This window comes from Streptomyces sp. NBC_01515, assembly GCF_045040345.1.
GTDB lineage: Bacteria > Actinomycetota > Actinomycetes > Streptomycetales > Streptomycetaceae > Streptomyces.
This window is the reverse complement of sequence record NZ_CP109416.1, coordinates 9,472,205-9,490,602: the sequence shown is the minus strand read 5'-3', so window position 1 is coordinate 9,490,602 and position 18,398 is coordinate 9,472,205. Positions and strand designations below refer to the sequence as shown.

13 protein-coding genes are annotated in these 18,398 nt (G+C 71.4%); all 13 read right to left on the bottom strand.

Going from position 1 to position 18,398, the window contains the following annotated elements; genetic code table 11:
* Nucleotides 1-6 precede the first annotated feature (6 nt).
* The 13 genes from OG407_RS42340 to OG407_RS42280 are packed head-to-tail and all read right to left on the bottom strand — an operon-like array spanning nt 7 to nt 18,368.
* Nucleotides 7-654 carry a PIG-L deacetylase family protein gene (locus OG407_RS42340; protein ID WP_405865705.1) on the bottom strand — a complete coding sequence of 216 codons (648 nt, stop codon included), beginning with the start codon at nt 652-654 and terminating at the stop codon, nt 7-9.
* Nucleotides 651-1,445 (bottom strand): sugar phosphate nucleotidyltransferase, encoded by a 795-nt coding sequence (locus OG407_RS42335; RefSeq protein ID WP_405865703.1) that lies wholly within the window; start codon nt 1,443-1,445, stop codon nt 651-653. Before OG407_RS42335 ends, OG407_RS42340 begins: the two co-directional genes overlap by 4 nt.
* Nucleotides 1,442-2,692, bottom strand: a complete 1,251-nt coding sequence (locus tag OG407_RS42330; protein WP_405865701.1) for a methyltransferase domain-containing protein — start codon at nt 2,690-2,692, stop codon at nt 1,442-1,444. Before OG407_RS42330 ends, OG407_RS42335 begins: the two co-directional genes overlap by 4 nt.
* Nucleotides 2,689-3,930, bottom strand: a complete 1,242-nt coding sequence (locus OG407_RS42325; protein ID WP_405865699.1) for a glycosyltransferase family 4 protein — start codon at nt 3,928-3,930, stop codon at nt 2,689-2,691. The genes OG407_RS42330 and OG407_RS42325 overlap by 4 nt, the downstream gene beginning before the upstream one ends.
* A gap of 2 nt (nt 3,931-3,932) precedes the next feature.
* Nucleotides 3,933-5,222 (bottom strand): O-antigen ligase domain-containing protein, encoded by a 1,290-nt coding sequence (locus tag OG407_RS42320; RefSeq protein WP_403585607.1) that lies wholly within the window; start codon nt 5,220-5,222, stop codon nt 3,933-3,935.
* A gap of 1 nt (nt 5,223) precedes the next feature.
* Nucleotides 5,224-6,768, bottom strand: coding sequence for a right-handed parallel beta-helix repeat-containing protein (locus OG407_RS42315; protein WP_405865697.1), 1,545 nt, complete (start codon nt 6,766-6,768; stop codon nt 5,224-5,226).
* A complete protein-coding gene (locus tag OG407_RS42310; protein WP_405865695.1) occupies nt 6,765-8,741 on the bottom strand; it encodes an alginate lyase family protein in 1,977 nt (658 codons plus the stop codon). Before OG407_RS42310 ends, OG407_RS42315 begins: the two co-directional genes overlap by 4 nt.
* Nucleotides 8,738-10,927: a bi-domain-containing oxidoreductase gene (locus tag OG407_RS42305; RefSeq protein ID WP_405865693.1), complete on the bottom strand. Its 2,190-nt coding sequence runs from the start codon at nt 10,925-10,927 to the stop codon at nt 8,738-8,740. The genes OG407_RS42310 and OG407_RS42305 overlap by 4 nt, the downstream gene beginning before the upstream one ends.
* Before the next feature lie 15 nt (nt 10,928-10,942).
* On the bottom strand, nt 10,943-12,877 hold the full coding sequence (gene asnB, locus OG407_RS42300) for an asparagine synthase (glutamine-hydrolyzing) (protein WP_405865691.1): 1,935 nt from the start codon (nt 12,875-12,877) through the stop codon (nt 10,943-10,945).
* 2 nt (nt 12,878-12,879) lie between these two features.
* A complete protein-coding gene (locus tag OG407_RS42295; protein WP_405865689.1) occupies nt 12,880-14,433 on the bottom strand; it encodes a Wzz/FepE/Etk N-terminal domain-containing protein in 1,554 nt (517 codons plus the stop codon).
* Nucleotides 14,430-15,800 carry a Wzz/FepE/Etk N-terminal domain-containing protein gene (locus tag OG407_RS42290; RefSeq protein ID WP_405865687.1) on the bottom strand — a complete coding sequence of 457 codons (1,371 nt, stop codon included), beginning with the start codon at nt 15,798-15,800 and terminating at the stop codon, nt 14,430-14,432. The genes OG407_RS42295 and OG407_RS42290 overlap by 4 nt, the downstream gene beginning before the upstream one ends.
* Nucleotides 15,797-17,062, bottom strand: a complete 1,266-nt coding sequence (locus OG407_RS42285; protein ID WP_405865685.1) for a glycosyltransferase family 4 protein — start codon at nt 17,060-17,062, stop codon at nt 15,797-15,799. Before OG407_RS42285 ends, OG407_RS42290 begins: the two co-directional genes overlap by 4 nt.
* Nucleotides 17,052-18,368 carry a nucleotide sugar dehydrogenase gene (locus OG407_RS42280; RefSeq protein ID WP_405865683.1) on the bottom strand — a complete coding sequence of 439 codons (1,317 nt, stop codon included), beginning with the start codon at nt 18,366-18,368 and terminating at the stop codon, nt 17,052-17,054. The genes OG407_RS42285 and OG407_RS42280 overlap by 11 nt, the downstream gene beginning before the upstream one ends.
* Between the last annotated feature and the right edge of the window lie 30 nt (nt 18,369-18,398).

Below are 18,398 nucleotides of genomic sequence, written 5' to 3'. Positions count from 1 at the left end.
GGTTGTTCAACCCCCCAGGTTGAGCGTGAGTTTGGTGACGGCGAACGCCTCGGCGTATCGCTCGTGGCATTCGATGCCGCGGATCCGGGCCAGGCCGAGGAAGGCCTCCCGGTCGTACCAGGGCCGGTGTCGCTGCGAGGCGTAGTGCTCCTGAAGCAGCCGCACCTTCTCTTCGGCGGTCTCCGGCGCCAGCGGCTGGTACGCCGCCATGCGGCCGAGATCGCCGTCCCACTTGACGATCTCGTAGCCGAGCACGAGGTGGTCGCGGAACGCGGTGGGTACCAGCTGTGCCAGGCCGCGGTGGTCCTGGTGCGCGTCATCGGTACGCGGGGCCAGGATCAGATCCGGGTCGGTCCGCTCGCGCAGTTCCTCGACCGCGGCCTTGGCCTCGTCCCAGTGCGTGGGCAGCCGGCCGTCCGGCAGCTTGTGCACGGTCAGCCGCAGGTCGGCGCCCGGGCAGAAGGCGGTGAGCGCGGCCTGTTCTTCCTGCTCGCGCTCACTGCCGCCGCCCGAGAGCACAAGTGCGTCTACGCGTAGGCCCGGCCGCGCCTGACAGAGCGTCAGCAGGGTGCCGCCGGCGCCGATGGCGATGTCGTCGCAGTGCGCGCCCACGACGACGATCCGGTCGAGAGGACCGGCTCCGAGCCTGATCACGTACGCACCTCCGCGCTGTCCCGCTCCCACACGGCCCACGGACGGTCGCCCCGGGTGTAGGCCTCGTCGAGCGCGGCCCGCTCCTTCACGGTGTCGGTCGGCTTCCAGAAGCCGCGGTGCTGGTGCGCCACCAGCCGTCCGCGCTTGGCCAGTTGGGCACATCCATCGGCGACCAGGTCCCCGTTCTCCGGTATGTGGTCGAAGACCTCCTGGCGGAGCACGAAGTAGCCGCCGTTCTCCCACAGCGGCATGTCGCTCACCGCGGTGATGCCCCCTACGAGGCCGTCCTCGCCCAACTCCACACAGTGGAAGGAGGATTGTGGCGGTACGACCATCATCGACGCCCCGGCGTCGCGCTGGGCGAACCGGTCGATCATCTCGGGCAGCGGGGCGTCGGTGAGCACGTCGGCGTAGTTGGCGAGGAACATCTCGTCGCCGTCCAGATGGTGCCGCACCCTGCGCAGCCGCTCCCCGATCGGTGACTCGATGCCGGTCTGCGCGAACGTGATCGTCCAGTCGGCGATGTCGGTGGACAGCAGCTCGGTGCGCCCGCCCCGCAGGACGAAGTCGTTGGACGCCGTCTCCTGGTAGTTGAGGAAGAAGTCCTTGATGTGGTGGGCCCCGTAGCCGAGGCAGAGGATGAACTCCGTGTGCCCGAAGTGCGCGTAGTAGCGCATGACGTGCCAGATCAGCGGGCGCGGCCCGACCATCGCCATCGGCTTGGGCACGTCGTCGGAGGTTCCGTTGCGCATGCGCATCCCGTAACCGCCGCAGAACAGGACGACCTTCATGCTGTGACCTCCTTCAGAACGCCTTCGACAATGCTCAGTTCCGGGATCGGGAAGACCAGCCGGCCGCCCCACTCGTGCACGAACGACAGCTGCTCGACCAGCTCGGCCCGCAGGTTCCACGGGAGGACGAGGACGTAGTCCGGCTTGTCGGCGGCTATCTGCTCGGGCGGCAGGATCGGGATGCGGGTGCCCGGGGTGAACCTGCCGTGCTTGTACGGATTGCGGTCGACCGTGTAGGCGAGCAGGTCGGACCGGATACCGCAGTGGTTGAGCAGGGTGTTGCCCTTGCCCGGGGCGCCGTAGCCGACGACCGTCTCGCCGCGCTCGGCCGCCTCGATGAGGAACCGCAGCAGATCCCGGCGCACCTTGGCCACCCGGGCGGAGAACTCGGTGTACCCCGACAGCTCCTGCAAGCCTGCGGCCTTCTCCCGGGCCAGCACGTCGGCCACCCGCTGCGACGGCTCGCCCGCCACCTCGGCCGGCCGGGCCCACAGCCGGATGGAGCCGCCGTGCGTGGGCAGCAACTCGACGTCCACCAGGGCGAGTCCGCCGCTCGCGAGGGCCCGGATCGCGGAGGCGACCGTGTAGTACTGGAAGTGCTCGTGGTAGATCGTGTCGTACTGGTTCTCCTCGATCAGGGTCAGCAGGTGCTGCACCTCGATGGAGACCCAGCCGTCGTCGGCGACCAGCGCGCGCAGCCCCTGGGTGAACCCGACGACGTCGGGGATGTGCGCGTACACGTTGTTGGCCACGACCAGGTCCGCCGGACCGTGCTCGGCACGGACGGCCGAGCCGGTGTCGGGGCTCAGGAACTCCGTGACCGTGGGCACCCCCGCCTCCCGCGCCGCGGCACCGACGTTCACCGACGGCTCGATACCGAGGCAGCGGATCCCCCGGTCCACCACGTGCCGCAGCAGGTAGCCGTCGTTGCTCGCGACCTCGACCACGAAGGCGTCGGGGCCCAGGTCGAGGCGCTGTACGGCGCCGTCGACGAACGTGCGCGCGTGCTCCACCCAGGAGGTCGAGAACGAGGAGAAGTACGCGTACTCCTTGAACGTCTCCTCCGGCGTGATCAACGGAGGGAGCTGCGCGAGCCAGCAGTCGGTGCAGACCCGCAGGTGCAGCGGGTACGTCTGCTCCGGCAGGTCCAGTTGGTCCGCGGCGAGAAAGCTCTCACATGGCGGTGTCGCCCCAAGATCGACGACGCTCGTCGTCGCTTCCGAGCCGCAGAGTCGGCATCGTGTCATCTGCTCTCCCCATCCCCCCTGCCCGCGCGGGTGTCCCCGCCGCGAGCCAGTGCTGACCGACCCGCGATCGCGGTGCGGTATTCCTCCAGCAGGCGCTCCAGGCCGACGGCCGGGCTGAATCCCTGCTCGTAGCGGCGCCGGGCCGCCTGCCCCATCTCCCGGTTGCGGGTCGGCTCGGCCGCGATCCGGCGTATGCAGGACGCGAGCGAGGCGGGCTCGCCCGGCCGGTGCAGCAGCCCGGTGACGCCGTCCTCGACGAGTTCGACGAAGGCGCCGTGGCCCGCGGCGACGGTCGGGACCCCGGCCGCCATCGCCTCCACGACCACCAGGCCGAACGCCTCCAGCCAGGTCGAGGGCGCCACCACGGCGACCGAGCGCGCGATGGCCTTGCGGCACTCCGCCGGGTCCAGCAGGCCGACGTAGCGCACGTCGTCGCGGCCCGCCGCCCAGGCGGTCACCTCTTTCTCCAGCGGCCCGGTGCCGGCGATCACGAGCGGGACGCCCGCACCGCCGCCCGCCGCGACCTCGTCCCACGCGGCCATGAGCAGCCGTACGCCCTTGGCCTCGGCGAGCCGGCCGAGGTAGAGCACCTGCTCTCCCCCGCCTTCCCGGCGGATGTCGGGTTCCGGGACGAAGTTGTGCTTCACCGCCAGGCGTTCGGCCGGCATGCCGGAGCTCACCAGGACGTCACGCTGCGCGGCGGAGATGCACAGGAAGCGCTCCACGCCGGTCCACCAGCGCTTCCGGTTGACCGAGAGGCTGACCGCGAGCGGCACGGTCGCGAGGCTGGAGTTGCGGTAGCAGCCGTGCCGGACGGCGGGCAGCGGTGTCGAGCCGACGCACTCGGTGCACGGTCGGCCGTCCCGCTGGAGTGTGCCGGGCGGGCAGACCTGGGTGTAGTTGTGCAGCGTGGCGACGGCGGGCACATCGGCGTCGGCGCAGGCGGCGAGCACGGCGGGCGACAGGAGCGGGAACACGTTGTGGACGTGCACCACGTCCGGCCGCTCGGCGCGCAGCCTGGCCGCGAGTTCCGTGCGGACGGCCGGGTTCCACGGCACCAGGAGCGGCACCGCGACCTTGCCGAGGAGGGAGCGGGCGCCGATGTCGTCGCTGCGCCGCTCGAACACCTCGACCCGGTGGCCGGCCGCGCGCAGCAGGTCCACCTCCTGGTCGACGACCTTGTTCTCCCCGCTCGGCTGCGCCGAGTTGTAGCGGTTGTGCACCACGAGAACGTGCATGCTCAGTTCACCTCCGATCTACGGGCCCAGCGCGGGACGTGCCGTCGAGGGGCTTCGGGCAGGGCGAGCGCAACGGCCCGGGCGGGTGCCGCCAACAGCGAGGCGGCCAGGGCCAGATGGAGCAGATACGGCGAGGCGTCGCCGAGGCCGGCCTCGGTGTACGAGGCGATCGCGCAGTAGCTGATCAGGAAGATCGCGCAGGCCCGCTGCAAGGACGGCGGCCTCAGCAGCGCGACGCCGCCCAGCACGACGATGATCAACGCGACGAGGGTGACGCCGATCAGACCCTGCTCGTTGTAGACGGCCAGCCAGCTGTTGTCGATCGGCAGCCCGCCGAAGGACTTGTCGCCCAGGCCCACGCCGAACGCCTGCTGCGCGGCGGTCCGGGGCTCGGCCAGCAGGGCGTTCCAGACCTTGGCCCGGCCGGTGAGACTGGAGAAGTTCTCCTGGCTCTGTCCGCGCAGGAACCAGGTCTGCAGCGCGGAGGCGAAGCCGACCGCGGCCACCACGGAGATCAGCACGGCCCAGGTGAAGAAGCGGCGGGCCGCGGCGCTGGTCAGGATGAGCGAGCCGATCGCCAGCGCCAGCCCGAGGAGCAGGCCGAGCGTGGCCGTCCGGGTGTGGGTCAGCGCGAGCAGCACCAGCGACGGCACGATGACCAGCACAGCGCTGGTCCGGTCGGTCCGCTTGCCGATGACGAGCAGCGCGGTGAGCCCGATGATCACCGCCGCGTACTGCCCGATCTGCGGCGGGGTGAGCGGCCACAGCGCGCCCACGAGGCGTCCGCCGTAGAGGCCGGGCAGGGCCTTGCCCGGGGAGACGGCCAGGCCGAGGGCCACCGAGCCGAGGACCGCGAAGTAGGCCCGGATGTGGTACCGGACGAACGTGAGGCTGCCGTCCCACCAGCGGCTGAGCAGCCACAGGGTGCCGACGAAGAGGGTCAGCCGGAAGCAGCGGAACAGCGCGCCCATCCCGGACTCCAGGCTCGCGCTGGAGATCACGCTGGACACCAGCAGCAGGGAGAGCAGCAGCACATAGGCGCTGGCCCTGATGCGCACCCGCTGGTTGACCACGAGCGCCAGCCCGAACGCGGCGACCAGCGAGCCCATGGTGACCATCTGGATGAGGGAGCGGGGCAGCGGGACGATGGTCTTCGCCCCGGCGGAGCCGAGCGTGTTGAGGACCAGCAGCCCCCACACGATGCCGACGGTCTTCGGTGGGCCGGCCGGGCGCGGTGCGGCGCCGGGCGGCGTCCCCGCCGTGGCCGCCGCGCGCGTCAGGTTCTCAGCCATCTCAACCACCGGCCTGAAGGTCGAGGGTGCTGCCCTTGTCCTGCGAGTACGGCGTCGCCTGCCACTGCCCGAAGTCGAGCACCCGGCTCTGGTCCTCGGCGACGAACTTCCACGGTCCGACGTAGACGTTGTCGTGCCAGCTGTTGTGCTGCTTCTCGGTGATGGCGTCGGCCACCTGCTCGCCCTTGTACGGCGACCAGTCGGGATAGGTGCCGTAGTTGGACAGCACGGCCATGCGGTCGCACATCTCCGTGCACTTGACGACGGACTCGTCGAGGACGAAGCGGTTGTCGTGGATGTCCACCCGCTGGGTCTTCCACCGGCAGTCCGAGTAGAGGGGTGCCTTGGTGATCGCCGGTCGCACGCAACTGCTCGTCTTCTTCACCAGCAGCGTGCAGTCACCGGACGAGGTGTTGGCCGGGCTGTTGCAGAACCGGTCGGCGTTCTCCCACAGGGTGATCCCGGACCAGTTGTCCTCCAGCACGTTCCGGTAGATCTCGATCTTGTCGGTGCGGGCCTTGATCCGTGGCTCACCGCCGGACTCGGACAGGTAGACGGTCGCGTACGGGAAGTTGTCGCCGCCGTCGGCCGCCTTGCGGCCCTCGACCCAGTTGTTCCGCCGGATCGTGTTGCCGCGGATGACCGCGTTGTAGCTGGTCTCGTAGATCAGCGCGGCACCGTCGTTGGCCTCGATCACGTTGTTCTCGATACGGAAGTCGTTGTTGTTGGTGTCCGCCCACAGTCCGGTGCCGCGGTTGTCGTGCACCCAGTTCCCGCTGATGTCGGCGCCGTCGACCTCCCAGAACTTGATGCCTCCGGTGCAGCCGCAGCCCTCCTTGCGCCGCTCCCAGTCACCGGTGTTGTTGCCCGTGATCTCGTTGCCCTCGACCACCAGGCCGGTGATACGGCCGTTGCCCTTGTACGCGTTCATGCCGTACTGGCCGTTGTCGCGCAGGCAGTCGGCGCGGACCTGCTGGCGGGCACCGGCCATCAGTCCGGCGCCGGAGTTGTCCTTGATCGTCGAGTGTTCGATGACCCATCCGTCGGCCGAGTCGTGGTTGACGACGCCCTCGTCCTGCGGCGCGACAAAACCCTGCACTGTCAGATAGCGGATGGTGACATCGGCGGCGCTGCCGGTGAAGGCGTACTGGTTGACCTTCCGGCCGTCGAGCACCGCGCCCGGCGCGCCGATGTAGTGGTCCCCCTTCTTCGGGATGACCTGGGCGTAGCGGTCCCGCTCCAGCCGGTGCGTGCCCGGCTTGAGCCAGAACGTGGTGTCCGGGGGGCTCTTCTTGGTCTTCGCCGCCAGGTCGCCGACCACCTCGGGGTCCACGGTGACCGCGCCCGCCGGTGCCTTCGCCGGTCCGGCGGCGGGGCCGGCGCACACCCGGGCCACGGACCGGGCGGCGGACGTCGCCGTGGACGGCGCGGCGTTGGGCTTCGTCGCGGCCGGGGCGCTCGACGTGCTGTCGCAGCCGGTGACCGTCAGCAGGGCCAGCACCAGCGGTGCCGCCGCCGACGCCCAGTGCCGCCTGTTGATCCTCACGCGTCCCCCTGGCCGCGGAACCCGAGCACGGTGGTGAACCCGTCCGCGCCGTCGGCGAAGCCGGTGCCGATCAGCGTGGTGGTGGGTTCCTTGCGCCCGAATCCGGCGGAGTACCAGCCCAGCGGCGGGTCCGTCTCGCCGCGATGCGCCTGCCAGGACAGCTGCCCGGGCAGGTCGAGCACCGCGGAGCGCTCCTCACCGTCCCGGGTCCAGGTGAGCACGGCCCGGTGCCCGGCCAGGTCCGCGGCGATCGCCGGGCCGAGGTGGAACGCCAACCGCACGTCCCGGCGCGGGCTGAGTCGGCCACGGACCTCGTCGACGATCCTCAGCTCCTGGCTCTCGGCCGTCAGCTCCACCCGCCGGCGGTGCACCGAGCCCTGGTAGCCGTCGTGCTCGGCGGCCCAACGGGCCACCCCCGCACCGGAGTTGTCCACGTCCAGGACGCGGCTGCGGGCGTGCCGGGTCCACAGGAACGGGCCGCCGGAGACGGACTGGTCAGCGCCGTCCAGTTGCAGGGTGTTGTGGCCGAGGGTCGAGCGGAAGTACCGCCGCCATGCGGGCTGCCCGTGGTAGCAGTACGTCCCCGGGTCGGCGAGCACGTCCACCCCGTCGTGCCGGACCTCCACGGACAGCGCGTCGGCGTGGGCATGCGCGGCGATGGACAGGAAGCCGTGCGGACCGCCGTCGCAGCGGCACCAGATCTCCTCAGGACCGCGCAGGACGGTGAGCCCCGCGTCGGCGAAGCGGGCGGGCCTGGTCGCGGGGCGGGCGGTTCCGTCCTTCGCGTACGGCCGGACGAGCGCGGCCAGCAGCGGGGTGCGCACATCGGTGCCGGTGACGGTCGGCCACCAGTCGAGCCGGCCGAACACGGCCTCGCCGGTGGCCAGCAGCGAGCCCCAGCGGTCGGTGCCCGCACCGTCCAGGATCAGGCCGTATCCGTCGTCCGCGTCCCCCTGGCGGGGCGGACGCAGCCGGTTGTCCACTACGGCGGCCAGCGCGTCGGTCATCCGCAGCAGCACCAACCGCAGCGATCCGGGCACCGGCACGCCCGCGACATCGGCCTCGGCCAGCGCGGCCAGGCCGAGTTCCAGCACGAGTCCGTGGTACTCGGTGGCCAGTTCGCGGTTGAGGCCGGAGCCGAAGGTGTTGGCGCGCAACTGGCGTTCCAGCGAGCGCAGTGCGTCGGAGCGCCAACGCGCCGACGAGGGGAACCAGTTGAACGCGCAGGCCGCGGCGAACTGCCCGGCCGTTTCGGCGATGACGTGGTTGTTCGCCGAGGAGCCCCGGCTGGGGAACGCGGCCAGCCAGCGCTGGTGGTGCCAGATCTGGTTCCGGGCCACCGGGTTGTCCTCGAACAGCTCGGCCGCGCCCGGCCAGCCGTCGAGGAGACGACGGATCCACACCCAGGACAGCAGCCGGATGCCCAGCTCGATGCCGCTGATCCAGTGCACGCCTCGCAGCGGCGGGTTGGCCGCCCACCACGACCGTAGGTGCGCGGCGACACGCTCGGCGTACCGCTCGTCCCCGGTGACCGCGTAGGCGGCGGCGAGCACGGTGAGGTACTGGTGCCTGGACGGCTCCCAGATCTGCTTGATGTCCCCGGCCAGGTCCTCGTTCCGGTACGGCACGTCGAAGGCGTAGCCCGAGGGGGCCCGGCGCCCGGTCTTCGGGTCGTAGAACCAGTCCGGGTCGGCGAGGTCGTCGCGGACCACGCCGAAGAACTCGGCGTGCCCGCCCATCAGTTGGTCCGCATCGGCGACAAGCCGTTTCACGGCGTCCGGCGGCACCTCGGCGACCGTGCCCGCGGGCAGGACGGAGGTGAAGCGGGCGCCGGTGACGGTCGGACAGCCGGGCGGCGCCGACCGCCAGCGCCGTCTGCGCACGGTGTCGCCGGCCCGGCCCGCGATCTCACCCGGGCCCATCCGGGACAGCCGGCGCAGGTACCAGCCCGGACTCCCCGAGGTCACGGTCATGGCGTCCTCGCCAACGTCACCGGCGCGCCACCGGCCAGGCCGGTCCCCACGGCGAGGGTGGCCGCCGTGGTGGCGACCAGCGACTCCAGCGGCACCGGCATCGGTCCGCCGGTCCGAACCGCCTTGATGAACGCGGCCAGTTCGGCGTTCTGGCCCTTGTCCCGGGCCTTGGGCAGCCGCGAGCTGACCCACTTCTTGCTCCCGTACACCGAGGCCTTGACGAAGTCGTCGAGCCGCAGCACCTTGCCGTCCGCGACCAGGTCCAGCGTCTCCTTGGGGAACCCGGGCGCGCCGGTGGTGACGTAGCTGATGGTGGCGGTGGACCCGTCCGGGTAGCGCAGGACGACCTGGAGGTCCTCGTTGCCGGGCGCGGCCGTCGCGTACACGGAGACCGGGTCGGCGTCGAGGAGCCAGCTCGCCGTGTCGATGAAGTGGCCGCCCTCGCCGGCGAACCGCGAGCCCTCGGCGCCCTGTTGGAGGTACCAGCTGCCGTGCTGGAGCTTGCCCGCGTTGACCAGGTAGCGCAGGCTCGCCGGACCGGTCCGGGTGCCGAAGCGGTCCTTGGCCTCCTGGAGCAGCGGCGCGAACCGGCGGTTGAAGCCGACCTGGAGCCGGTCGTTGCCGGACTCCTCCACCGCCGCGAGGACGCCGGCCAGCTCGTCCTCGGTGAGGGCCAGGGGCTTCTCCACGAAAACGGTCTTGCCGGCCAGCAGCGCCTGCCGGGTCAGCTCGGCGTGCGAACTGTGCCGGGTGACCACGAACACCGCGTCGATGGACTTGTCGCCGAGCACGGCGTCGAGGTCGGTGGTCGCCTCGGCGAAGCCGAACTTCCGCTGCGCGTTGGCCGCGGACAGCGCCGTCGTGGTGACGACGGTCGACAGCTCGACGCCCTCGCGCTGGGCCAGGTGCGGCAGCAGCATCGACGTCGCATAGTTTCCCGCACCCACGAAAGCGAGCCGCACGGGAGTCTTGGCGGACCGGGCCGGGGCGACGGTCGTGCCGGTGCGTCGCACCTCGGGCACGGACACCTCCGGGGCCGCCGACTCCTCTTGTTCCGCCGCCTGTTCGGGGTAGCGGAACAGCACGGCCACGGCCTTCAGTTCGCCGTCCTTCAGACGCTGGTACGTCTCCACGGCATCGTCGAAGTCGGCGATGTGGGAGACCAGGGGCTCCACGTCGACCCTGCCGCGGGCGAGGAGATCGAGGAAGCAGGCCAGGTTGCGGCGCTCGGTCCAGCGCACGTAGCCGATCGGGTAGTCGCGTCCCTCCAGCTCGTACGACGGGTCGTAGCGCCCGGGGCCGTAGGAGCGCGAGAACCGGACGTCGAGCTCCTTCTCGTAGTACGCGTTCCACGGCAGGTCCAGGCGGCACTTGCCGATGTCGACGACCCGGCCGCGGTCCCGTGCGAGCCGGGCGGCCAGCTCGACGGGCTGGTTGCTGCCGCCGCCGGCGGCCAGGAACACATGGTCCACGCCGTGACCGCCGGTGAGTTCGGCGACCGCCGCCTCCACGGCCGCGGAGGCGGGATCGCCGCAGGCCGCGGCGCCCAGGCGCGCGGCGAGTTCGCAGCGCGTCGGGTCGGGGTCGGCGCCGACCACGCGGACTCCCGCGGCGGTGAGCAGCTGCACCACCAGCTGCCCGATCAGTCCGAGGCCGATGACCAGCGCCACCTCGCCGAGCTGCGGCTCGCCCTGGCGGACGCCCTGCATCGCGATCGAGCCGACGGTGCCGAAGGCCGCGTGCCGCGGCGCGAGACCGTCGGGGACGGGGGCGTAGAGGTTCTTCGGCACCCAGTTCAACTCGGCGTGCAGAGCGTGCTCGTTGCCGGCGCAGGCCACGAGGTCGCCGACCTTCACGTCGTCGATCCCGGCGCCGACCTGCTCGACCACCCCGCACAGCGAATAGCCCAGCGGCGTGTAGGAGTCCAGCTTGCCCATCACCTTGCGGTAGGTGGCGGGCACCCCGTTGGTGGCCACGCTCTGCATGACCTTGGCCACCTGGTCCGGCCGTGAGCGGGCCTTGCCCAGCATCGACATGCCGGCCTCGGAGACCTTCATGAGCTCGGTGCCGGTGGATATCAGCGAGTAGGCGCTGCGGACCAGCACACCGCCCGGCTTGCACCCCGGCACCGGAACGTCGAGCACCGCCAGCTCGCCGCTCTTGTAGTTCTGTACAACCTGCTTCACCAGAACTCCTGTTTTCTAAGCCGTCGTCCGAGCGCTCTGGGCGGAGCCAGAGGTCGCGTCGCGATACCAGTACTCAAGGGTCAGTACGTGCCACAGATGCTTGGAGTAGTCCGCCTGTCCGGCGGCGTCCTCGGCGACCATCCGCGCCAGCGCGTCGCGGCGCAGGAGCCCGGAGTTGACGAGCACGCCGTCGTTGACCACCTCGCGCACCAGCGGTGCCAGGTCCCGGCTCATCCAGGCGCGCAGCGGGGCGCTGAACAGGCCCTTGGGCCGGTACACGATCTCCCGGGGCAGGATCGAGGTGGCCGCCTCCTTGAGGGCGGCCTTGCCCTGCCGTCCGACGATCTTGCGATCGCCGGGCACGGCGAACGCCGCCTTGACCACCTCGACGTCCACGTACGGCACCCGCACCTCGGTCGACGCGGCCATGCTCGACCGGTCCGTGTAGGCGAGGTTCAGGCCCGGCAGGAACATCCGGGCATCGGTCAGGCACATGCGGTTGACGAAGTCGTCGAGGTCGTTGTCCTGGTAGACGTCCGCGTGTTCGGTCAGTACGTCGTCGACCGTCCCGGCCAGATCCGGGTTGAGCAGGGCCAGCAGCTCGTCCTGGTCGTACATGGTGTAGCTGCGCCGGAACGCGGTCTCCTCGGGCAGCTCGGCGAAGGAGAGGAACCGCTTCGCGAAACGCACCGACCGGTAGCCGCGCCGGGCCGAGGCGACCGGCAGCCGGTCCACGATTCCGGACACCCCGCGCCGCAGGGGCCGCGGGACGCGCTGGTAGCGCAGCGCGAGCAGGTTGGCGAAGTGCTTGCGGTATCCCGCGAACAGCTCGTCCGCGCCCATCCCCGAGAGCATCACCTTGACCCCGGCCTCCCGGGCGGCCATGCAGATCAGGTACGTGTTGATCGCGGCGGGGTCGCCGATCGGCTCGTCGAGGCTGTACGTCATCTGCGGCAGCAGGTCGAGCACGTTCGGGGCGATCTCGATCTCGTGCAGGTCGACGCCGAACTGCTCGGCGACCTGCCGGGCGTAGCGCAGGTCGTCGGGCATCGCCTCGAACTTGGCGTCCTCGGCGCGGAATCCGATCGTGTAGGCGGAGATCCCGGGCTGGTGGCGGGCCGCCAGCGCGGTCAGATAGCTGGAGTCGAGGCCGCCGGAGAGGAACGTCGCCACGGGTACGTCGGAGAGCAGGTGGCGCCGGGTCGACTCCTCGACGACGGCGTCGAGGTCCGGGTGCTCACCGGCCAGCGCCCGGTCCCGGCCCTCGGCGGCGACGTCCTTCAGGTTCCAGAAGCTGCCGCGCTCCACCCGGCCGTCGGGCCGGCAGCGCAGCCAGCTCCCCGGCGGCAGCTTCTCCGCCTCGCGGAACGCGCAGCGCGAGTCCGGCACCCAGTAGTAGAGGAGGGACGCCACCAGCGCCGCCTGGTCCACCTCCAGCGACTTGCCGGTCGCGGCGGCGAGCGCCTTGAGCTCGGAGGCGAACATCAGGCCCTCGCCGCGCCGGAGCAGGAACAGCGGCTTGATGCCCAACTGGTCGCGGGCGAGCACCAGTTCACCGGTCCGCTCGTCGAAGACGCCGAACGCGAACATGCCGCGCAGCCGGGGCAGGCAGTCCGTGCCCCAGCGCCGCCAGGCCTCCAGGAGCACCTCGGTGTCGGAGGTGCCGCGGAAGCGCACCCCGGTGGCCGCCAGCTCGGCCCGCAGCTCGGGCGCGTTGTACAGCTCGCCGTTGTACGTCAGGGCGAGGCCGTCCGAGACCATCGGCTGGGCGCCGGTCTCGGACAGGTCGATGATGGACAGCCGACGGTGCCCGAGCTGCACTTCGCCGTCACCCAGGGGGTGACCGTAGCGGCCCGCGCCGTCCGGGCCGCGGTGGGCGAGGGTGTCGGTGAGGCGGTCGGTGACGGCCTTTCCGTCCGGCCAGCGGTATGTGCCCGCGATGCCACACACGTCTACCGCACCTCCTGGTCGTTGTCCGGGACCCGTGCGGCCCGTATCGGCTGGCGTTCCGTGAGCCGCCGGCCCTCCCCCGCTGCCTGAACGGCGTGGGAGGTACCCCCACCGTTCTGCCAGGTCGGCCGCTCGCTCCGGCCACGCAGCGCGTTGGCCAGCCCGTCCCACAGCGTGCCGTCGGTCCGGTCGCGCGGATCGGGGTCGATCAGCACCACACCGATCACCGGGATGTGCTGGTCCGCGAGCTGCCGGGCCACGGTGTGCAGCCATGCGGCGCTGCCGTGCCCGGCACGCACGACGAGCACGGTCCGGGAGCCGAGGTGCTGAAGGTCGGTCCACGCCGTGCCGGGTGCCACCGAGCCGACGCCGATCCGCTGCTCCTGCGGGGACACGGTGGCGGCCTTCTCGCCGCCGACCACGGTGGGGTCCCCCGGTTTCGGGCGGCGGCCCGAGAGCTGCGTGCCGGGGAGACCGTCGACGACGGTCACCGGCCCGTCCTCCCCCAGGGCCCGGGCGAGACCGAGGGCGATCACGGCCGTGCTGCGCGCGCAGCCGAGTTCCAGCAGCGACAGCGGCTCCGCCGAGCCGCGCGAGGTGCGGGCCAGCGTGGTGGCGAGCCGTTCGCGTGCCACCCGGGTCCGCCGGCGCTGCCACAACCTGCCGGAGCGGCGCGGCAGTTCGGCGATGACCGAGGCGCCGAGGTTCGCCGCGATGTCCCGGCGCAGGACGGGGCGGTCCGCGACCACCACGCCGACCGCGGCCAGCGCGAGCCCCAGGAAGAGCCCGAGGACGAGGCCGACCACGCCGTCGGTGACGAGGGCCTTGGGCAGCGAGTGCCGCACCGCGCGCGGGGCGTCCACGATCTGGGTGCCTGCGACGAGCTGGGGCGCGCCGACGCGGGCCTCCTCGGCGCGCTGGCCGAAGTCGGAGATCTGCGAGGTGAGTTCGGCCCGCCGGGCGAAGAGCGACTCAAGGTTCGCCGCGTCCTTGGGGTCGGTGTCGGGCGACCGGCCGCCGATCGACTTGTTGACGTCGGCGAGCTCCGCCTCCATACGGTCCCGCTGGTCGAGCAGGCCCTGGGCGTTGGCGTTGGCGATGTCGTTGATGCGCTTGGCGTGGTCCGCGACGAACGCCTCGGCCAGTGCCTTGGCCCGGGCCACCGCTTCCGCGTCGGTCTTGCCCGTCACATCGATCTCAAGGACGTTGTTGGTCAGTCCGGTGCCCCGGTAGTTCTTCATGAAGTCCTCGGGTTTTTCCGGGGACTTGAGGATCCGCAGGGCCTGGCCGGCGATCCGCGAGGTCGCCAGCAGCTGGGCGTCGGTGCGGATCAGCGTTCCGGTGTCGTTCGGCTGGTCCTCCTGATGCGCGACCAGCACCTTGGTCACGGCGGCCGGGGCCGGCGGCAGCAGGACCGCCACGGCCGCGCCGGCCAGCATCCCGAGGAGCGCCATGGCGCCCCACAGACGGCGGCGTCTGCGCACCGCGACCACCAGCGCCTGGAGGTCGAGGAGCGGGGCGGCGGCCGACGACTCCGAAGTCGTGCTCGTCGTCACGCTGAATCTCCTGTCGCGCGGCCGTGTACCGCGAACGTCAAAGTGGCGTCGTCGGAAAGTCGTTCGGCGGTTTCCGTCGGCCGGGTGCGGACCGTGCCGGCGACGACGACGCCGACGAGCTCGTGGCCGCCGTCCGCGCACGCCTCGGCGATGCCGGCGAGTTCCCCGGCGGTCCAGCTCCCGGCGCTGAGGACGGCGAGGGCACCGGACTCGGTGTCGCGGTCCGGCACGATCGGCCGGTCCACCGAGACCTCCACCACCCGCAGCCGCGGGTCACCGGAGGCCTCGGCGACGAGCTGTCCGGCGGCCAGCCGGGCGACCTCGTCGCCTTCCGGTACGACGACCAGCAGCCGCCGGGGGGCGGGCAGTTGGTCCCGGAGGCGGGCGCACACCCGCCGGTAGCGGAGCCGCCGCTCGGCCTCGTCGCCGGACCGCTGCGGGGCCGGTACGTCCCACCGGGTGTCGATGCCGAGAAGGCGGCGGAGCCGGGCCCGCGAGCCGTGGCTCTCGGGCCGGTGCCCGTGCCGTTCGCCGGGCACGTCGACGGTGCCGAGGAACGGCGAGCCGAGCGCCGCGGCGATCTCCGGTTCGGCGCGCAGCCGGCGGCTCACCCGTGCGGCGGCGAGATGGCCCACGATCGCGAGCACGAAGAACAGCAGCGCCCCGGCGACGATGAGCTGCGTCCTCGTCGGCGCCGCCGCTCCGGTCGGCCGGGGTGCCGGCCCCATGACGACCATGCTGGCCTTGGCGCTCGCCGGGTTGGCCTCCTCCAGCTTCTTCATGGCGTCCTGCAGCCCGGTGCGCAGCCCCTCCAGCTCGGTGCGGGCCTGCACGCCCTCCACGGTCTGCCCCGGATCCGCCGAGTCGGCCAGATCGGTGATACGACGGTTGGTCTCGGCCACCTGCTTCCGCAGCGCCTCTGTCGCCGTGTCCGCCGCGGGGTCGGTGCTGCCGCCCGCGATACGGGTGGCGAAGGTGACGAACTGCTGGGCCAGCTGGTCGGAGAGCCGCTGCGCGCGCTCCGGGGTGTCGGCCGTACCGGAGACCTTGATGATGTTTCCGTCGTCCGCCTTGGCACTCACGTCTTTCTGCAGTTCGGTGCCGTTGACGCCGGTCCAGTTGAGCGCGGCGGCCGCGCGGTCGACCACCGCCGAACTGGTGGCGATGTCCACCTGGGTCAGCAGTTCGCGCTCTTCCCACTGGCCCGGCAGCAGCACCGATGCCTCTGCCGTGTAGCGCGGCGGAAGCAGCAGCACCGAGGTGCCGTAGCCGAAGAGCGCGCCCGCTACGGCGAGGACGGCGAGGAGCCGCCATCGCCGACGGAGAATCCGTCCGATCGTGACCAGGCGGATCGTGTCGTCATTCAATGGTGCGGCCTCTTCCCCGTACGGACCGGCCCATCCGCGGACACCGGGGCTTGGTCCCGGCAGGCGGCGGCATAGGCGGCGAGCAGTGACGCTTGCGAGTTCTCCCAGGACAGCGGCCCGCTGACCCGCTCCTGGCCGATCTTGCCCATCCGGGCCCGCTTCTCGGGATCGTCGAGGAGCAGCGCGATGAGCTTGGCGAACTGGGCCTCGTCGTCGTCGGGCGCGTAGACGGCGGCGTCACCGGCGGAGACGCGCGCCTCCCGGAGGTCGAACGAGACGATCGGCCGTCCCATCGCCATGTATTCCAGGACCTTGTTCATGGTCGACACGTCGTTGAGCGGATTGCACGGGTCGGGGGAAAGGCACACGTCCGCGGTGCACAGGTAGCGCACCAGGTCGGCGTCCGGGATGCGCCCGGTGAACTGCACCTGCTCGGAGAGACCGAGCCGCCGGGCCAGTTCCACCATCGCGTCGAAGGCGTCGCCGGCGCCGACGAAGACCGCGTGCCAGTCGGTGCGCCCGAGTTCGTCACGCAGTTTCGCGAGGGCCCGCAAGGCGTAGTCGACGCCGTCCTGCGGGCCCATGACACCGAGGTAGCACAGCAGATGAGGCTTGCCGCGCTTCAACTCCGGCTCCGGCGGCACCGGTTGGAACCGGTCGGTCGCGGGCGCGCTGCGCACCACGAAGACGTCCTCCGGCCGCTTGCCGCCGCGGCACAGCGCGACGTCCCGGTAGCTCTCGTTCGTGGCGAGCACGATGTCGGCGGCCCGGTAGGTCCGCCTCTCCAGCGCGCACACGGCGCGGTAGAGCAGGTCCTCGCCGCGGTCGAACCGGGAGAGGTACAGCTCGGGTACCAGGTCGTGCTGGTCGAAGACGAACCGCGCGCCGCGCCGCTTCATCCACAGGGCCGGGAGGAACAGCAGGTCGGGCGGGTTGCAGGCGTGGACCACGTCGACCGGGCCGACCTTGCGGGCCAGCCGGACCGTGTGCCACAGCGCCGTTCCGTACTCCCGCAGGTAGCCGGCCGGCCCTCCGGTGGCCGCGCGCAACGGGTAGCGGTGGATCCGCACCCCGTCGATCACCGCTTCCGGCTCCGTGTCCCGTTTCTCCCCCTGGGGGCAGATGACGTGCACCTCCCAGCCCGCGTCGCGCAGCGTGGTGCACTCCTGCCACACCCGCCGGTCGAACGGCACCGAAAGGTTCTCCACCAGGATCAGCGCGCGCCGGTTCGACCCGTCGCGGCTGATTGCGTTACCAAGCAAGGCCCATGTACCCCGGTTCGTTCCGGCGCGTCTCGGCGTCGGGAAGGTGGATGAGGTCGACGATCATCGGTCCGCCCGCATGGGGCAGCGCCGACACCACGGCAGGGTCCTTGGTCCCCACCAGGCACACCTCGGCGTGCTCCAGCACCTCGTCGACGGAGTCGGCGAGCAGCTGCGCGAGATGCGGCAGCCGGCTCTCGATGTACTCGCGGTTCGCGCCCAGCAGCCGGGAGAGGCTCACGTTGGCGTCGTAGATCTTGAGGTCGTAGCCCTTGCCGAAGAGTCTCTCCGCCAGCTCGACGAGCGGGCTCTCCCTGAGGTCGTCGGTGCCGGGCTTGAAGGACAGCCCGAACAGGCCCACCTTGCGTTTGCCGGTGCGCTCGACCAGGTCCACCGCGCGCTGGAGATGGTCGGAGTTGGAGGCCAGCACGTGGGAGAGGATCGGCACCGAGACGTCGGCCCGCTGCGCCGCGAAGACCAGGCTGCGCAGGTCCTTGGGCAGACAGGAGCCACCGAAGGCGAAGCCGGGCCGCAGGTAGGCGGGGCTGATGTTCAGCTTGCGGTCGGCGAGGAACACGTCCATCACCTGGTGCGAGTCCACCCCGAGCGCCTGGCACACCGAGCCCAGCTCGTTCGCGAAGCCGATCTTGAGGCCGTGGAACGCGTTGTCCGCGTACTTGATCGCCTCGGCGGTCGGGACCGGCACCCGGAACACCTCGCCGGGCAGGCCGTCGTACAGCGCCGCCAGCGCGTCGCCGCTCGCCGGGTCGAACTCGCCGATGACGGTCTTGGGCGGGTCGAAGAAGTCCTGCACGCTCGTGCCCTCGCGCAGGAACTCCGGGTTGACCGCGACCCCGAAGTCCACCCCGGCCGTGCCCCCGACGTTCTTCTCCAGGATCGGCACCAGCAGGTTCAGGCAGGTGCCCGGGAGCATGGTGCTGCGGAACACGACGGTCTGGCGCCCGCCCCGCTCGGCGAGCGCGGCGCCGATCTGTTCGGTGACCCGCTCCAAGTACGTGGTGCACAGGCTGCCGTTGGGCTCCGACGGCGTGCCCACGCAGACCAGCGACACCTCACTGCCCATGATCGCCTCGCGGACATCACCGGTGGCGCGGAGCGCTCCGGTCCGCACGACCTCGGCGATGAGCTCGCCGATCCGCTCCTCGACCACCGGGGCCTTGCCGTCGTTGACCAGGTCGACCTTCACCTGGTTCACGTCCACCCCGATGACCTCGTGCCCCATGCTGGCCAGGCACGCGGCCGACACACAGCCCACGTAGCCGAGCCCGAAAACGCTGACTCTCATGCCCCGTCTCTCCCCCCAGTCAGGCCCTTG

Bases quoted from the DNA above. Each gene is read 5' to 3' on its own strand.
- OG407_RS42310 (WP_405865695.1), bottom strand. From the start codon at position 8,741: ATGACCGTGACCTCGGGGAGTCCGGGCTGGTACCTGCGCCGGCTGTCC.
- OG407_RS42330 (WP_405865701.1), bottom strand. From the start codon at position 2,692: ATGACACGATGCCGACTCTGCGGCTCGGAAGCGACGACGAGCGTCGTC.
- OG407_RS42335 (WP_405865703.1), bottom strand. From the start codon at position 1,445: ATGAAGGTCGTCCTGTTCTGCGGCGGTTACGGGATGCGCATGCGCAAC.
- OG407_RS42280 (WP_405865683.1), bottom strand. From the start codon at position 18,368: ATGAGAGTCAGCGTTTTCGGGCTCGGCTACGTGGGCTGTGTGTCGGCC.
- OG407_RS42320 (WP_403585607.1), bottom strand. From the start codon at position 5,222: ATGGCTGAGAACCTGACGCGCGCGGCGGCCACGGCGGGGACGCCGCCC.
- OG407_RS42325 (WP_405865699.1), bottom strand. From the start codon at position 3,930: ATGCACGTTCTCGTGGTGCACAACCGCTACAACTCGGCGCAGCCGAGC.